A 15,644-nucleotide genomic window follows, 5' to 3' on the forward strand; every position below is an offset into this window, starting at 1 on the left:
GTCAGCGCACGAACAGCCTGAACTCCGCGCCGCCTTCCGGACCTTCGCCGACCTCGATCGTCCAGCCATGCGCGATGACGATCTGGCGTACCAGGTTGAGGCCGACGCCGGTGCCCTTGGCCCTTGTCGTAAAGAACGGCAGGAAGATCTCGTTGCGCATGGCCTCCGGCACGCCCGGACCACGATCCGCCACCAGGATGCGCGTCCCTGTGCGGTCGCCGAGCAACCGCAGTTCGACCAGCAGATGCTCGTCGCGCTCGCGCGTCGCCTGGGCGGCGTTGCGCAACAGGTTGATCAGCGCCTGGGCGAGCAGATCGGGATCGGCATCGAGTTCGAGATCGGGCGTCACCTCGGTCTTGAGCGCGATGTCGGGCCATTCAGCGGCGAACAGGCGTTCGAGGTCGCGGACGAACGATGCCGCCTTGAACCGCTGGCGGCGTGGGTCGGGAACATGCGCGACCGCGCGGTAGGATCGGATGAAATATTCCAGCCCCTCGGCGCGGCGCGCGAGCGTTCCGGCGGCGGTGCGCGCGAGATCGAGATCGGGCTCCTGCTCGGCCAGCACCTCTGCCGTGCTCGACGCCAGCGAGGTCACCGGCGTCAGCGAATTGAGGATTTCGTGCGTCAGGACGCGGACCAGGTCGGTCTGCGCCGCCATTTCGATCGCGTCGAGCGTGCCCTGGACCGGTTCGACCGTGATCGCGCGCGTCGTCAACCCCAGCCGCTCGAGCGAGGCATTGCGCACGATCGCGCGCTGCGGTCCGGTCGCCGATCGCAGCAACAGCAATTCGGCCGCGGGCGCGGCGCCATCGGCCAGGCGCGACGCGAAGGTTTCGCCATAAACGGTGAAATCCTCCGGCCGGGTACCCTGGTGCGCGGCGAACAGGCGTCGCGCCGCCTTGTTGACCAAGGTCACGCCGTGATCGGCATCGACCGTGAGCAGCGCCACCGGAACATCGTCGGTCAGCGCTTCGAGGAAGCGCAACTCCTCGACCGTTCGGTCGCGTTGCGCTTGCAGCCCGCGCATCGCCGCGTCGAGTGCGCCGCCCAAGGTGTCGAACCCGGCGCCGCCGCGGCCGTCGAACCGGGTCGAGAAATCGCCGTAGCGCAAGGCTTCGACAAAGCGTGCGACGGTGCGATTGGTGCGGTCGATATGGTGGAGCAGGCCGCCCACCATGCCGAGCACCAGCAGGCCGGCGACGATCCTGACCGCGGCCAGACCCGGGGTCGCGATCGCCACCGTCAGCGCGATCAGCGCTAGCAGGCAGGCGACCAGCCAGCCGACCAGGATCAGCGCGAAGCGGCGGTCAAAGCCCATGCTTCTCCATTCGGCGGTACAGCGCGGCCCGAGACAGGCCGAGCTCATGCGCGGCGGACGAGATGTTATAGCCGTGCTTCTTCAACGCTTCCTCGACCAGCCGCCGCTCGACGCGGTCGAGATTGAGGTCCGACATTACCGGCTCGGCGGTGACCCGTGGCATCGCCGTTGGGGCGAGGGCGAAGGCGTCGGTCTCCAGCGGACCATCGCCGGCCAGGATCACCGCGCGCTCGACCGCGTGACGCAACGCGCGGACATTGCCGGGCCAGTCATGCGCCACCAGCGCTCCTAGCGCCTGTGGCGACAATTCGGGGCGCGGTCGCTTGTACCGCTCGGCGTAGAGAGTGAGGTAATGATCGATCAGCGCCGGCACGTCCTCGCGGCGGTCGCGCAGCGGCGGCAGGTCGATTTCCACCGTATTGAGCCGGAACAGCAGGTCCTGACGGAACTGGCGCTCGTCGCGTAGCATCGCCGGGGTCATATTGGTCGCCGCGATCACCCGGATATCGACCGGGATCGGCTGGTTCGCCCCGACCGGGGTGACCTTGCGCTGTTCGAGCACGGTCAGCAATTTGGGCTGCAGATGGAGCGGCAGATTGCCGATCTCGTCGAGGAACAAGGTGCCGCCATCGGCCGCCTGGATGCGGCCGACGCGATCGGTGCGCGCGTCGGTGAACGCGCCTTTGATATGGCCGAACAATTCGGAGTCGATCAGCTCGGTCGCGATCGCGCCGAGGTCTACGGTCACCATCTCGCGATCGGCGCGGTGCGATTGCTGGTGCAGCGCACGCGCGACCAATTCCTTGCCGGTACCGTTTTCGCCGAGCACCAGGACGTTCGCTTCGGTCGGCGCCGCGCGCGCGATCAGCGAATGGACGCGCGCCATCGAGGGGGCGCTGCCGATCAGCGGCGACGGCCCGCGCGCCGCGCTCGATGATGCCGGCGTCGGCGTCGGCGCATCGGCGGCGGCGCGCGATTGGCGCAGCGCGGCGGCGGTGCGCACCGTCTGGACCAGCCGCTCATTCTCCCAGGGCTTCGACACGAAATCGGTCGCGCCGCGCTTCATCGCCTCGACCGCGACATTCACCCCGGCATGCGCGGTGATCATTACCACGATCGCCTCGGGATCGTTGGTCAGCAGCCGATCGAGCAATGCGAGCCCCTCGCGCGCATCGGTCGCGCCGCGCGCGAAATTGGCGTCGAGCAGGATGACGTCGGGCTGGCGCCCGGCAGTGGCGGCGATCGCGCGCTCGGGCGACGACACGGTGATCAACTCGCGAAACAGCCCGCGTAGCGCGAGCCGCGCCGCCACCAGGATATCCTCGTCGTCGTCGACGATGATGCAGAGATCGAATTCCGGTGCCGCCATTGCCCGCTTCCGTACAGCCACTGTCCGAATACGGACAATCAATTTCCGTGCCAGAGGGTTTTGGGGGAGCGTTCGGATATCCCCTGCGGCCAACGGGAAAGGAAATCGTGGCCCGATTCCCAAGAGCGTCACCCCGGCCTTGTGCCGGGGTCCACCGTGCCGCGTATCCCAAGGTGAGGGGTGCAGGGCACGGTGGATGCCGGGACTAGCCCGGCATGACGGGGAGAGGCTGGTATGCCCAACGGCGGTCATACCCGGAGGCGCGGCGGACCCCGGCGCAAGGCCGGAGTGACGACGGGAAAGAAGGCTTGGCCAGCACCACCCAAACCCAATTGGCACGCATCCTGCTGAGGTACTGGCAACCTAATCAAGTGGACAGAACCGATGAAAGACACGGCAGCCAACCGCAAACTCCTCACGGTGCTCGTGTTACTCGGCGTGAGCTGGGTGCTGTTCTTTCAGCCGGCGTCGCACTGGAGCGGCGCGATCCAGATTTCCTCGGTCCGGATCGCCTTCTCGCTCCAGAGTGACACTGTCCGTTTCCGGACACCCGTGTCCGGAAACGGACACTCTTTATTCCTGCTGCAAATCGGGAGCGAGCGTTCGTGAATATCGCGTCGTTGAAGGCGGCGGCGTCCGCCACCCCTGACCGGGCGGTCAGCGGCAGCCAGATGGACAAGGTGGTCGAGCGCCGCGGCCTGTCGCGCAACGTCAAGATCGCGATCGGCGCCGGCGCTGTGCTGGTGCTCGCCTTGCTGTTCTGGTGGTTCATGCCCGGCGCGGGGTCGCAGACGGTGACCAAGAACCGGCTGACGATCTCTACCGTGCAGACCGGTCGCTTCGAGGACTTCATCCCGCTACGCGCCAAGGTGACGCCACTGCTCACCGTCTATATCGACTCGATTGAGGGCGGCCGGGTCGACAAGGTCCTGGTCGAGGACGGCACCGATGTCGTCGCCGGCCAGCCGATCGCGATGCTGTCCAATGCCGAACTTCAGCTCTCGACGCTCGCGCGCCAGACCGAGGTCGAGCAGCAGATCAACAACATGCGCAGCCAGGAGCTGGCGCTGTCGCAGACCCGCCTGGCCAACGAGCGCGCGATCCTCGATGCCCAACTCGCGCTGACCACGGCGCGCCGCCAATATGAGCGCGAGGCACCGCTGGCGGCGAAGGGCTATGTGTCGGGCAAGCAGTTCAACGACACGGCCGACAATTACCAATATCAGCAGCGCCGCCTCGCGGTGCTCCAGCGCAGCCAGTCAAGCGACGAACGGCTGCAGTCGGGCCAGCTCGACCAGCAAAAGGCATCGATGAAGTCGATGTCGGCGGGTCTGGGCATCGCGCGCACCAATCTCGATGCGCTCAACCTCAAAGCACCGGTGACCGGCAAATTGTCGGGCTTCTCGATCCAGATCGGCCAGTCGCTCCAGCGTGGCGAGCGGATCGGCCAGATCGACTCACCGGGCAAGAACAAGCTCCAGGCCGGCGTCGACGAATTCTATCTCGGGCGCGTCCAGGTCAATCAGTCGGCGAGCGTCGACTGGAACGGCAAGACCTTCCGCGCGCGAGTGATGAAAATCTATCCGCAGGTCCAGAACGGCCAGTTCCAGGTCGATCTGCAATTCCTCGGCGACGAGCCGCAAGGCGTGCAGCGCGGCCAGACGCTGCAAGCAAAGCTGACGCTCGGCGATCCCGCGCCGGCCAAGCTGATCCCCAATGGCGCCTTCTACAATGAGAGCGGCGGCGCGTACGTCTTCGTCGTCGCGCCCGACGGCAACAGCGCGGTGAAGCGGCAGGTCCGGCTCGGCCGCCGCAACCCCGATTTCATCGAAGTGCTCGACGGGCTCGATGCCGGCGAGCGCGTGATCACCAGTCCCTATACCGGTTTCGCCGACAAGGATCGGCTCGACCTTTCGAACGCGAAGGAGTGAATACCATGCTGCATATGCGCGCGCTGTCGCGGACCTACCGCACCGACACCGTTGAGACCACCGCGCTCGACGCGATCGACCTCGACATCATGCCCGGCGAGTTCGTCGCGATCATGGGGCCGTCGGGCTGCGGCAAGTCGACCTTGCTCAACCTGATGGGGATGCTCGATAGCCCGACCAGCGGCAGCTACGTGTTCGACGGCAAGGAAGTCGCCGGCCTGTCCGAATCCAAGCTGGCGGAAGTCCGCAAGGCGTCGATCGGCTTCATCTTCCAGAGCTTCAACCTGGTCGACGAATTGTCCGTGCGCGAGAATGTCGAACTAGCATTGCTCTATCATGCCGTGCCCGCCGCCGAGCGCCGCCGCCGCACCGAGGAAGTAATGGACCGCGTCGGCATCGCGCACCGCGCGCGGCATTTCCCCAGTCAGCTATCGGGCGGTCAGCAACAGCGCGTCGCCGTCGCCCGCGCGCTCGTCGCCGAACCCAAATTGATCCTGGCCGACGAACCGACCGGCAACCTCGACACCAATCACGGCGAGGAAGTGATGAAGATGCTCCAGACGCTGAATGCGCAGGGCTCGACCATCGTCATGGTCACGCACTCGCCGTCGCACGCCGATTACGCCAGCCGCGTCGTCAACATGCTCGACGGCCGCATCCTCCAGGAACGGCGCCGCGCGGCCTGAACGGCAACGGGGCGGTAGAGGATTGGCACCGATGCTCGGCCATTATCTGCTGATCGCGATCCGCATCCTGATGCGCAATCGCGTCTATGCCGCGATCAATATCGGCGGGCTGGCGCTGGCGCTCGCCGGCTGCGTGCTGATCCTCGGCTATATTCGGTACGAGCGGAGCTATGACGGCTGGCTGAAGGACAGCGGCCGCTTGTTTCAGGTCCAAACGACGATCCACCCACCCGGCCAGCCCGATGTGCGGACGCAGGCGAGCGCGTTCCCGGTCGGGGAACAGCTTGCCGCCGGATTCCCGCAAGTCGAAGCGGTCACTTCGCTTTCGGCGGGCAAGACCGTGACCGAACGCGATGGGCAGCCGGTGTTCATCGACGCGACGACGGTCGACGGCAATTTCTTCAAAGTCTTCGATCTGCCGTTCGCTTACGGGTCGGCGGCGATTGCCTTGCCCGACACCAATTCGATCGTGTTGACCGAGAAGGAGGCGATCCGCCAATTCGGCACCGCCGACGTGCTGGGCAGGCGCTTCACGCTCGGCGCGGGCTCTGGCAAGCGCGACTATAAGATAAGCGGTGTGCTGCGCGACCTTCCGCGCAACACCAGCCTGCGTATCGGCATCATGTATCGCGGCGACGCCGCCAACATGCCCGTCGAGCGGCGCGGTTGGGGCAATTTCGACCAGATACATTACGTCAAGCTGCGCGCCGGTGCCGACGCGGCGATGGTGAACGCGGCACTCCCGGGCTGGGAGAAGCGCGTCGTGCCGATGGCCGACGTGTTCGACCTGCGATTGGAGCCGGTCACCGGCGTCCATCTTGGCATGGCACAGGAAGCAGCGCTTACGCCGGCGGGTGATCCGCGCGCGCTGGTCACTTTCGCCGTCGTCGCGCTGCTGACGCTCGGCATGGCGGTGATGAACTTCGTCAATCTGACGACCGCGCGCGCGCTCCAGCGGACGCGCGAAGTGGCGTTGCGCAAGGTGCTCGGCGCGCGGCGGCGCGAACTGATCGCCCAATTCATGGCCGAGAACGTACTGATTGCTGCGGTGGCGGTGCTGATCGCGATGGCGATCGCTGAGCTCGCGATGCCGTCTGTCGCACAGGCGATGGGGGCCGATATGCAGCTCCGCTATCTGGGCAAGGACGGCATGCTGCTTCCGGTACTGGCATTGTTCGCGATTACCGGCCTAGCCGGCGGACTATATCCGGCACTCTATCTGAGCAGGTTCAAACCGGCGCCCGTGCTTAACGGCAATCGTGGTTCGACCGAAACCGCCGGCAGTGGACGGCTGCGTATGGCGCTCGTCATCGTCCAGTTCGCCATCGCCATCGGCCTGGTGACCAGTACTGCGGTGATCTGGTCGCAGACCCGCTTCGTCGAACAGGTCGATCCCGGCTTTCGCCGCGATGGGTTGATCCAGATCGCCAACGCCTGGCGCTACACCCAGGGCAGCGAATATGACGCCGCGCGACGGGCGATGCTCGCGATCCCTGGGGTGACCAAGGTGGGGCGGACCGGATTCGTCCCCGGCGATGCGACCCAGAAAATGGTGTGGCTCGCCCGCACGCCTGGTGCGTCGCAATATGCCTCGCTGACGGTCTACAACGTGGATGGCGATTTTCTGCAGACCATGGATGTAAAGCTGCTCGCCGGGCGAATGCTCGGCGATCGCCAGGCCGCCGATCGCATCGCGGAGGAGACATCGGCCCAACTCGCCACCCGCGGGATCAACGTGGCGATCAACCGTGCGGCGGCGAGCAAGCTTGGATACCAAGCGCCGCAAGCCGCGATCGGCCAAGTCATCGACGTCTGGTTCGATGGAGCAGCCAGGGTGCCCGCGACGATCGCCGGCGTGGTCGAGGACACGCGGTTCGGCACCGCGCGCGATGCGGTCCACCCGATCGTCTACGCCTATCACCCTGGCCTCACCAATCAGGTACTGGTCCGCTATGCCGCCGCGCGGCCCGGCGAGGTGATGGCTGCGCTCGCCAAGATCTGGCGACATTTCGAGCCCGAAATCCCGTTCGAGGCACGCTTCACCGACGACGTCGTCCGCGACCTTTATGCCGCAGAGCGTGCCCGCACCGCGTTGTTCGCGAGCTTCTCGCTGTTGGCGATCGTGATCGCCTGTCTCGGCCTCTACGCTTTGGCCGCGTTCGCCACCGCGCGCCGCACCAAGGAGATCGGGATCCGCAAGGTCCTGGGCGCGCGCAGCCGCGATATCGTCCGCCTGCTCGTCGCGCAGTTCAGCCGGCCCGTGCTGATTGCCAATCTCATCGCCTGGCCGGCCGCGTGGTGGGTGATGCGCGATTGGCTCAACGGGTTTGACGCGCGCATCGCGCTCACCCCGACACCGTTTCTCATTGCCGGTGGCCTCGCTTTTGTCATCGCGGTCGCGACCGTCGCTGGCCAGGCGGTGCGCGTTGCGCGTCGCAACCCCATCCACGCTTTGCGCTACGAATAGGAGAAGCCATATGTGGCGCAACTACCTTATTGTCGGCATCCGCTCGCTGCTCAAGAGCCGCGTCTATGCGGCGATCAACGTCCTCGGCCTCGCGATCGGGCTGGCGGCGTGCGTGCTGATCCTGCTCTACGTCCGTTACGAAGAGAGCTATGACGGTTGGCTGAAGGGCACCGATCAGGCGTACCAACTGCAGACCTATTATCACCCCACGCCGCAAGGCGGGGAGGAGATGTACCTGCAGATGAGCTCGCTCGCCGCGGGTCGTGCCTTGGCCAAGGATTTCCCGCAGATCGAGAAAGTCGTGTTCGTTCGCGGCTTTGCGCCGATCGTGATCCAGGACGGCGAACCGTCGCAGGGCCTGATCAGGATGGTCGACGGCAACATCTTCGACATCGTCCAGGTGCCGTTCGTGAAAGGCGATGCGCATAACGCGCTCAACGACACGCATTCGATGGTGCTGAGCGAAAGCGAGGCGAAACGGCGGTTCGGCAATGCCGATCCGATCGGCAAGACGCTGACCGTCGTCGATAATGCGGGCAATGTCGATTACCGCGTCACCGGCATATTCAAGGACATCCCCAAGAACAGCAGCTTCAGCGCGGCGATGGTCGCCCGGTTCGACATGGACGTTCAGTTCGCCGACCGGACCCAGGTACTGACCAATTGGGACGACCAGGAAGGCTGGCACTATTTCAAGCTGCGGCCAGGCGCCGATATCGACGCGATCAGGGCGCAGATCCCGGCGTGGAAAAAGCGCAACATTCCCGACACGGTGACCAACGGCCAGCGCTACAATCCTGGCGACGGGCAGGATTACAAGCTCGTCAACCTGCGCGATATCCACCTTGGCAAGGCGCAGAATGGCGCGATGACGCCGGGCAACGACAATGCCACGGTGACGACCTTCGCCATCATCGCGATGCTCGTGCTCGGCATGGCCTGCGTCAACTTCGTCAATCTCGCCACCGCCCGCGCGTCGCAGCGCGCCCGCGAAGTGGCGCTGCGCAAGGTGCTCGGCGCCAGCCCGCGCCAGCTGATCGTCCAGTTCGTCGGCGAATCGGTATTGGTCTCGCTGATCTCGCTGCTGGTCGCCTTCACCGCGGTCGAGCTGATCCTGCCGTTCTTCAACCGCTTCCTCGATGCCGACATCCAGTTGCATTATTTCGGGCTGGGTGGCGTCCTGCTGCCGGGCATCGCGCTGGTGCTGCTGGTCGGGGTGGTCGGCGGACTTTATCCGGCGGTCTATCTGTCGCGGTTCGAGCCGGCGAAGATCCTCAAGGCCAACAAGTCGGCCGCGGACTCGCAGGGGTCGGGCCGGCTGCGCAACGTGCTGGTGATCGGGCAATTCGCGGTGTCGATCGCGTTGATCGTGTGCACCAGCGTGATCTACGCCCAGACGGTCTACGCCCGCACGATCGATGCCGGCTATCGCCGCGACGGCCTGCTCCAGGTCGAGAATCTGTCCTTCCGCGGCGTGACGGACGACCAGGCCTGGTCGCTGGTGGCACAGATCCGCAAGCTGCCGGGCGTGCGTGCCGCGGCGGGAACGCAGATCGCGGTCGCGCCGGGCAACAATTCGATCACCTCCTACTTCCTGGCTGGCAGCTCGAGCGCGATCGAGCTCGGCACCTATGGCGTGCAGGAGGGCTTTTTCCAGGCGATGGGGATGCGGATCCTGGCGGGTCGCGACTTCTCGCTGAACTACGGCCGTGACGATGCAACGACACCGCATCCGGTCAACCCGGACGCCGAACGGGCGCTCGTCGCTCGTGGGCTCAACGTCGTCGTCAGCGAAAGTGCCGCGCATCGCCTGGGCTTCGCCGACATCAAAGCCGCCATTGGCAAGCAGATGTCGGGAAAGCTCACGCTGCCCGAATTCGGCCAGGTGCCGTGCACGATCGTCGGCGTGGTGTCCGATGCCCGTTTCCGGTCGCTGCGCGAGCCGTTGCAGCCGATCGTTTATGTCATGCAGCGCAACGGGTTCAGCCAGATCGCGGTTCGCTATGCCGGTGTGGCGCCGGCGACGATGCGCGATGCGGTCGAGCAGGTGTGGCGCCGTCAGATTCCCGACGTGCCGTTCAAGGCAAGCTTCGCCGACGACCTGGTGCGCCAGCAATATGAACGAGAGGCGGCGCGCGGCCAGTTGTTCGCCGCTTTCGCGATCCTCGCGGTGGTGATCGGCTGCCTGGGCTTGTTCGGGCTCGCCGTGTTCACCGCGGCGCGGCGCACCAAGGAGATCGGCATCCGCAAGGTCCTGGGCGCGCGCACCCTCGACATCGTGCGACTGCTGGTCTGGCAGTTCAGCCGGCCGGTGCTGATCGCCAATCTGATCGCCTGGCCGGTCGCCTGGTGGCTGATGCGCGACTGGCTCAACGGCTTCGACACGCGGATCGCGCTCGGCCCGACGCCGTTTGCCGTCGCCGGCGCGCTCACGCTCGGCATCGCGCTGGCGACCGTCGCCGGTCACGCGATCCGCGTCGCGCGGACCAACCCGATCAACGCTTTGCGGTACGAATAGGAGAGCCCCGATGTGGCGTAATTACCTGACCGTCGGCATCCGCGCTCTGCTCAAGAGCCGTGTTTATGCCGTCATCAACATCGTCGGACTGGCGATCGGGCTGGCGGCATGCCTGCTGATCCTGACCTATGTCCGCTACGAATTCAGCTATGATAATTGGCTGCCCGAAGCCGAGAACACTTATGAGCTGGCGACCGAATATCTGCCCTCGCCGCAAGGGCAGCAGCCGGGCTTGTCGCTGACCACTGCCTATGTCGCCGGCGGCGCGCTCAAGAAGGATTTTCCGCAGGTCGAGCGCGTGGTGTGGGCGTCGTCGCAAAACGTCACGTTCCTGCAGGACGGCACGCCGACCGCCGCCAAGAAGTCGCTCATCACCGACGGCCCGCTGTTCGACATCGTCCGCGCGCCGTTCGTCCGGGGCAGCGCCGCGACCGCGCTCGACGATCCGCATTCGATCGTGCTGAGCGAGAGCGAGGCTCAGGCGCGGTTCGGCGACAGCGACCCGCTGGGCAAGACGATCACCGTCGCCAGCGGCGACATGACCGCCGATTATCGCGTGACGGGCGTGTTCAAGGACCTGCCCAAGAACAGCCATTTCGACATGACCGCTGTCGTCCGGATCGATCCGACCGATTATTTCCGCAAGACACCGGGTGTGGTGAATTTCTGGAGCTGGTCGAACGGCGAAATCTATGTCCGCCTGAAACCCGGCACCGACCCCAAGGCGATCGAGGCGCAGTTCCCGGCCTGGGAAAAGCGCAACATCCCCGACGACGTCGGCAGCAATCCGGTGACCAATCAGGGCCAATTCGAGAATTTCCACCTGATCAATGTGCGCGATCTCCACCTTAGCAAAGGCAATGGGCAGGGGCGGCCCAACGGTAATCGCCAATCGGTGCTGACCTTCGGGGTGGTCGCGCTGCTGATCCTGGCCATGGCGTGCATGAACTTCACCAACCTGGCGACCGCGCGTGCCTCGCAGCGCGCTCGCGAGGTGGCGTTGCGCAAGGTGCTGGGCGCCAGCCGCCAACAATTGATCGTCCAGTTCGTCGGAGAATCGATGCTGGTGTCGGCGATCGCCATGCTGATCGCGCTGGCACTGGCCGAACTCGCTATCCGGCCGCTCAACGCGTTCCTCGATGCCGATATGACTTTCCGCTATTTTGGCATGTCGGGCCTTTTGCTGCCGGTGATCGCGCTGACCCTGTTGGTCGGGTTGGCGGGCGGACTCTACCCCGCTTTCTATCTCTCGCGCTTCGAGCCCGCGCGGATCCTCAAGGCCAACAAGTCGGCCGCCGATGCCGAAGGTAGCGGGCGGCTGCGCAGCCTGCTCGTGATCGCCCAGTTCGCGGTCTCGATCGGGCTGATCATCTGCACCTCGGTGATCTATGCGCAGACGCAATATGCGCGGAATGTCGATGCCGGCTACAAGCGCCAGGGGCTGCTTCAGCTCAACGGCATCCAGCGCGCGCAAGTCGAAGCCGTGGCGCCGACCTTGCTTCAGGAATTGCGCAAGCAGCCCGGGATCGTCGATGCCGCGCGCGTGTCTCTGGGCATTGCGTCGGGCAACAATTCCACCACTGACGTCAATCTGCCCGGCGGCAAGCCGGTGACGCTGGGCATTTACGGCGTCGACACGCATGCCTTCGACACGCTGGGCATGCGGGTGATCGCCGGCCGCAATTTCTCCGAGGCGATCGCGCTGGACGATTCGACCACACCCAACCCGCCCGACCTCAATGCCGAACGCGCGCTCGTCGCGCGCGGCACCAATATCATCCTGTCGGAATCGGCGGTCGGACGGCTGGGCTTCGCCTCGCCCGCGGCGGCGCTGGGGAAACAGATCCAGGCGCCGATGGTCAGCAATGAGGCAGGCCTGGTGATGGCGACGATCGTCGGGGTGGTCTCCGACGTGCGTTACCGATCGGCGCGCGATCCTGTTCAGCCGATCCTCTATTATTATGTCACCGGCGGCGCGTTCAATCAGATGATGGTACGCTTCACCGGCGATCCGCAGGCCGCGCGGGCGACGGTCGAGCGGGTCTGGAAACGGTCGGTGCCCAACGTGCCGCTCAGCGCCAGGTACGTCGAGGATATCGTCCACGATCTCTACAATATCGACGAGAAGAGCGCGCAATTGTTCGGGATGTTCGCGATCCTGGCAGTGGTGATCGGCTGTCTGGGCCTGTTCGGGCTGGCGGCATTCACCGCCGAACGGCGCACCAAGGAGATCGGCATCCGCAAGGTGCTCGGTGCACGCACCCGCGACATCGTCCGGCTGCTCGTGTGGCAATTTAGCCGGCCGGTGCTGATTGCCAACCTGGTGGCGTGGCCGGTTGCGTGGTGGCTGATGCGCGGCTGGCTCAACGGCTTCGACACGCGAGTGACGCTGACGCCGCTGCCGTTCGTCGAGGCAGGCTTGCTGGCAGTGATCATCGCGGCGGGGACGATCGCCGGCCACGCTGTCCGGGTCGCGCAAGCGAGCCCGATCAAGGCGTTGCGCTACGAATAGGGTTCAGGGGAGGGCCTGAAAACTGCGGCGCCGGGGCGGAGACGTCCCGGCGTTTTCTTATGCTGGCATCAGGATGTTGAGGAGCGGCGGGCTATCCGCCCTCGCTATCGCTCGGGAATTTTCCCGGCGAACGTCCCCCGGACGTTCGCTTTTTCGGGAAAATTGGTCGGGGAAAGAGGATTCGAACCTCCGGCCCCTGCCTCCCGAAGGCAGTGCTCTACCAGGCTGAGCTATTCCCCGACCGGCGCAATTCCGGGCGAACCCGGCCGTGCGAGGGGGCGCCTATAACCATGCCCGGGGAGTCGCGCAAGCGCTTGAGTCAGACTCCCCGCGCCGCCAGCATAGCGTCGATGCTGGTAAACTTCTCGCGAGGCGAACCGTCGCGCGCCGCGGCGATCTCGGCTGCCTCGATCTTCTGCCAGTCGCGGAACGTGACCACGTCGACATTGCGGTCGCGCAGCAGCAGGTCGAGCCCGGCGCGTCCTTCCTTGCCGTAATCGTCGGGCGTGTCGGCAGCGATCTGCTCGGCGATCATGAAGCCGTCGGGACGGTTGGTGCCGATCGTCCCGGTCGGCCCGCGCCGCGCCCAGCCGACCGCGTAGAGGCCGGGCGCGATCCGGCCCTCGTCATTGGCGAAGCGGCCGAGCTTGGCGTCATAGGGTACGCCGTCGATCGGCGGGGTACGATAGCCGATGCAGCTCACCACCAAAGCAGCGGGAATGACATAGGTTTCGCCGGTGCCATTGGCGCGACCCTCCCGGTCGATCACGGTGCGTTCGACGATGACGCGCTCGACCTTGCCGTCGCCTTCGATCGCGACCGGCATCGCGTAAAAGTCGAACTCGATGGTGATCGGCTTGGCCACGTCGAGCGTCGCGAAATTGCGCAAATGCGTCACCGACTTGCGCAGCCCCGGCTCGAGCGCGGCGTCTTCGGCCTCGGGCGGCAAATCGGCCGGGTCGACATGGGGTACCGCGCGTTCGAGATGGCCGAGCTCGCCAAGCTCCTTGGGGGTCATCGCGATCTGGTGCGCGCCGCGCCGCGCCAGGATGGTGATCCTTTCGTGCGAAGCCGTCGCGAGCGAGTCGAGCGCGTGGCCGACAATGTCGGAGCCGGCAAACTCGGCACCGGTCTTGGCGAGCACGCGCGCGACATCGAGCGCGACATTGCCCGCGCCGACGATCACCGCGCCTGGCCCACTCAGCACGGGGGCGAGGTCGGCGAAATCGGGATGGCCGTTATACCAGCCGACGAACGCCGCCGATCCGGTCACGCCGGGCAAATCGTCGCCGGGAATGCCGAGCGGCCGGTCGGCGGGCGCGCCGGTCGCGAGGACGACGGCGTCGTAGAGGCCGACCAGTTCGGCGATGGTGACGTCGGTGCCGACGGTCACGTTGCCGACGAAGCGGACATTGTCCGACAGCGCGGTCGCTTCGTAGCGGCGCGACACGCCTTTGATCGACTGATGGTCGGGCGCGACGCCGGTGCGGATCAGGCCATAGGGGACGGGGAGGCGGTCGATGATGTCGACCCGGACCTGGTCACCGAACTGCTTCTGGCACGCTTCCGCGGTGTAATAGCCGGCGGGACCCGATCCGATGATCGCAACGTGACGCATGGCCCCTCCTGATAGGTCAGGAGGGGATGCTTAGGGCGTGTATCCGTCATCGGCAACGGCCTGGATTGTGCGGGGAAGCGTTAAATTACATTAGCCCTCTCCCGTTTACGGGAGAGGGTTGGGTGAGGGTCTTCTTTCTTCTTTTTTGACCGAACCGAAGAGGAAAGAAGACCCTCACCCTCCCACCGCCTGACGGCGGCGGGCCCCTCCCTCTCCCGCACGCGGGAGAGGGGTTAGTAGACCTATCGTGTCGTTGTTACCGGCCGCCGAGCTGGTCGACCATCTTGATGTAGGCGTCGAGATAGGCGAGCACGATGACCTGGCCGATCTGCGTGTTCTGATATCCGCCGCCGCCGGCCCCGGCGAAGCCGCCCCACCAGCTCGCGCTGGTCGACGCGCTGAAGCCGACATCGGTCTTGCGGTAATAGCCCTCGACGACGCGCTCTTCGGTGGTGCGCGAATCGACCACCGACAAAGTGACGTTGGCTTCACCCTTCTTGATGTTGATGCCGCCTGCGAGCGAGCCGATCACATTCGCGCCACCACCGCCGAAGCGGCTGAGGACGCCGCCGATCGCACCACCGACATTGCTGCCGCCCGAATTGTCGTTCGTCGTAACGATATTGGGTTCGAGCAGGAAGTCGGCCGCGCGGACCTGGCCCTTGCCCATGTTCGACCCGCGTTGAAGCTCGCCATTATCGGCCAGCGCGCGTTCCATCGCGCGGCTCTGCATCGAGCGGCCGCGATTGACCAACGTGAAGCAATGCGATTCCTGGACGAACACCTTGATGATCGCCTCCGGGCTGCCCAGGCTATATTGCCGCCACCATTGGTTTTCGGGCTCGACCATCGCGATCGTGCCGAGCGGCTTCGCGCAATGCGGCATTTCGCGCATGCCGCGATCCTGGTCCTTGCGGCCCGACGATCTGTCGGGTCCGGCGAACGCCGGCGAAACGGAAAACGCCATTGCGGCAGCGGCGGCCGCTATCATCAACTTACGCATCTAAACCTCCCCAAGCACCGATGCCCCTCGAGCGATCCGGCGCGGATGACCCATTCGCACGTGCCCGGCCTTTGCCGTGACGCATGCTTGACGATGCGGGAGATGCGACCCGCCCTGCATCCTGATCCATATCTAGCAGAGCGTGATGATCCGAAATAGGCATTTTCCGTCATTGGTTTGCCCGGTTCCGGCTGGCGGCCGCACGGAAATCCTTGCCGCCGA

The 15,644-nt window shown here is 65.4% G+C and carries 10 protein-coding genes and 1 tRNA gene; 6 read left to right on the top strand and 5 right to left on the bottom strand.

The window, feature by feature from the left end:
• Position 1 precedes the first annotated feature (1 nt).
• Positions 2 to 1,318 carry a sensor histidine kinase gene (locus AC1DSD_RS18720; protein WP_478032222.1) on the bottom strand — a complete coding sequence of 439 codons (1,317 nt, stop codon included), beginning with the start codon at positions 1,316 to 1,318 and terminating at the stop codon, positions 2 to 4.
• A complete protein-coding gene (locus tag AC1DSD_RS18725) occupies positions 1,308 to 2,687 on the bottom strand; it encodes a sigma-54-dependent transcriptional regulator (protein WP_478032223.1) in 1,380 nt (459 codons plus the stop codon). The genes AC1DSD_RS18720 and AC1DSD_RS18725 overlap by 11 nt, the downstream gene beginning before the upstream one ends.
• Positions 2,688 to 3,071: 384 nt before the next feature.
• Here AC1DSD_RS18725 and AC1DSD_RS18730 point away from each other — a divergent pair, with 384 nt between their 5' ends.
• The 6 genes from AC1DSD_RS18730 to AC1DSD_RS18755 are packed head-to-tail and all read left to right on the top strand — an operon-like array spanning position 3,072 to position 12,801.
• Positions 3,072 to 3,296, top strand: a complete 225-nt coding sequence (locus tag AC1DSD_RS18730) for a hypothetical protein (protein ID WP_478032224.1) — start codon at positions 3,072 to 3,074, stop codon at positions 3,294 to 3,296.
• Positions 3,293 to 4,618 (top strand): efflux RND transporter periplasmic adaptor subunit, encoded by a 1,326-nt coding sequence (locus tag AC1DSD_RS18735; protein ID WP_478032225.1) that lies wholly within the window; start codon positions 3,293 to 3,295, stop codon positions 4,616 to 4,618. The genes AC1DSD_RS18730 and AC1DSD_RS18735 overlap by 4 nt, the downstream gene beginning before the upstream one ends.
• A gap of 5 nt (positions 4,619 to 4,623) precedes the next feature.
• A complete protein-coding gene (locus AC1DSD_RS18740; RefSeq protein ID WP_478032226.1) occupies positions 4,624 to 5,304 on the top strand; it encodes an ABC transporter ATP-binding protein in 681 nt (226 codons plus the stop codon).
• Between the two features lie 31 nt (positions 5,305 to 5,335).
• Positions 5,336 to 7,771, top strand: a complete 2,436-nt coding sequence (locus AC1DSD_RS18745) for an FtsX-like permease family protein (protein WP_478032227.1) — start codon at positions 5,336 to 5,338, stop codon at positions 7,769 to 7,771.
• A gap of 10 nt (positions 7,772 to 7,781) precedes the next feature.
• The gene (locus AC1DSD_RS18750; protein WP_478032229.1) at positions 7,782 to 10,289 is read left to right on the top strand and encodes an ABC transporter permease; all 2,508 of its coding nucleotides are present in this window, start codon (positions 7,782 to 7,784) and stop codon (positions 10,287 to 10,289) included.
• Positions 10,290 to 10,299: 10 nt separating this feature from the next.
• On the top strand, positions 10,300 to 12,801 hold the full coding sequence (locus tag AC1DSD_RS18755) for an ABC transporter permease (protein WP_478032230.1): 2,502 nt from the start codon (positions 10,300 to 10,302) through the stop codon (positions 12,799 to 12,801).
• 163 nt (positions 12,802 to 12,964) lie between these two features.
• Here AC1DSD_RS18755 and AC1DSD_RS18760 read toward each other — a convergent pair.
• The 3 genes from AC1DSD_RS18760 to AC1DSD_RS18770 all read right to left on the bottom strand — a co-directional run bounded on the left by AC1DSD_RS18760 (position 12,965) and on the right by AC1DSD_RS18770 (position 15,422).
• Positions 12,965 to 13,041, bottom strand: a tRNA-Pro gene (locus AC1DSD_RS18760).
• Positions 13,042 to 13,120: 79 nt separating this feature from the next.
• Positions 13,121 to 14,419: an FAD-dependent oxidoreductase gene (locus tag AC1DSD_RS18765; RefSeq protein WP_478032232.1), complete on the bottom strand. Its 1,299-nt coding sequence runs from the start codon at positions 14,417 to 14,419 to the stop codon at positions 13,121 to 13,123.
• Between the two features lie 256 nt (positions 14,420 to 14,675).
• Positions 14,676 to 15,422, bottom strand: coding sequence for a CsgG/HfaB family protein (locus AC1DSD_RS18770; RefSeq protein ID WP_478032233.1), 747 nt, complete (start codon positions 15,420 to 15,422; stop codon positions 14,676 to 14,678).
• Positions 15,423 to 15,644: the final 222 nt, after the last annotated feature.

The organism is Sphingomonas sp. P4_D12 (assembly GCF_056401895.1).

What these genes read in the sequence shown, in the direction of transcription:
- AC1DSD_RS18720 (WP_478032222.1), bottom strand. Translation starts at nt 1,318, where the DNA reads ATGGGCTTTGACCGCCGCTTCGCGCTGATCCTGGTCGGCTGGCTGGTC.
- AC1DSD_RS18725 (WP_478032223.1), bottom strand. Translation starts at nt 2,687, where the DNA reads ATGGCGGCACCGGAATTCGATCTCTGCATCATCGTCGACGACGACGAG.
- AC1DSD_RS18730 (WP_478032224.1), top strand. Translation starts at nt 3,072, where the DNA reads ATGAAAGACACGGCAGCCAACCGCAAACTCCTCACGGTGCTCGTGTTA.
- AC1DSD_RS18740 (WP_478032226.1), top strand. Translation starts at nt 4,624, where the DNA reads ATGCTGCATATGCGCGCGCTGTCGCGGACCTACCGCACCGACACCGTT.
- AC1DSD_RS18745 (WP_478032227.1), top strand. Translation starts at nt 5,336, where the DNA reads ATGCTCGGCCATTATCTGCTGATCGCGATCCGCATCCTGATGCGCAAT.
- AC1DSD_RS18750 (WP_478032229.1), top strand. Translation starts at nt 7,782, where the DNA reads ATGTGGCGCAACTACCTTATTGTCGGCATCCGCTCGCTGCTCAAGAGC.
- AC1DSD_RS18755 (WP_478032230.1), top strand. Translation starts at nt 10,300, where the DNA reads ATGTGGCGTAATTACCTGACCGTCGGCATCCGCGCTCTGCTCAAGAGC.
- AC1DSD_RS18765 (WP_478032232.1), bottom strand. Translation starts at nt 14,419, where the DNA reads ATGCGTCACGTTGCGATCATCGGATCGGGTCCCGCCGGCTATTACACC.
- AC1DSD_RS18770 (WP_478032233.1), bottom strand. Translation starts at nt 15,422, where the DNA reads ATGCGTAAGTTGATGATAGCGGCCGCCGCTGCCGCAATGGCGTTTTCC.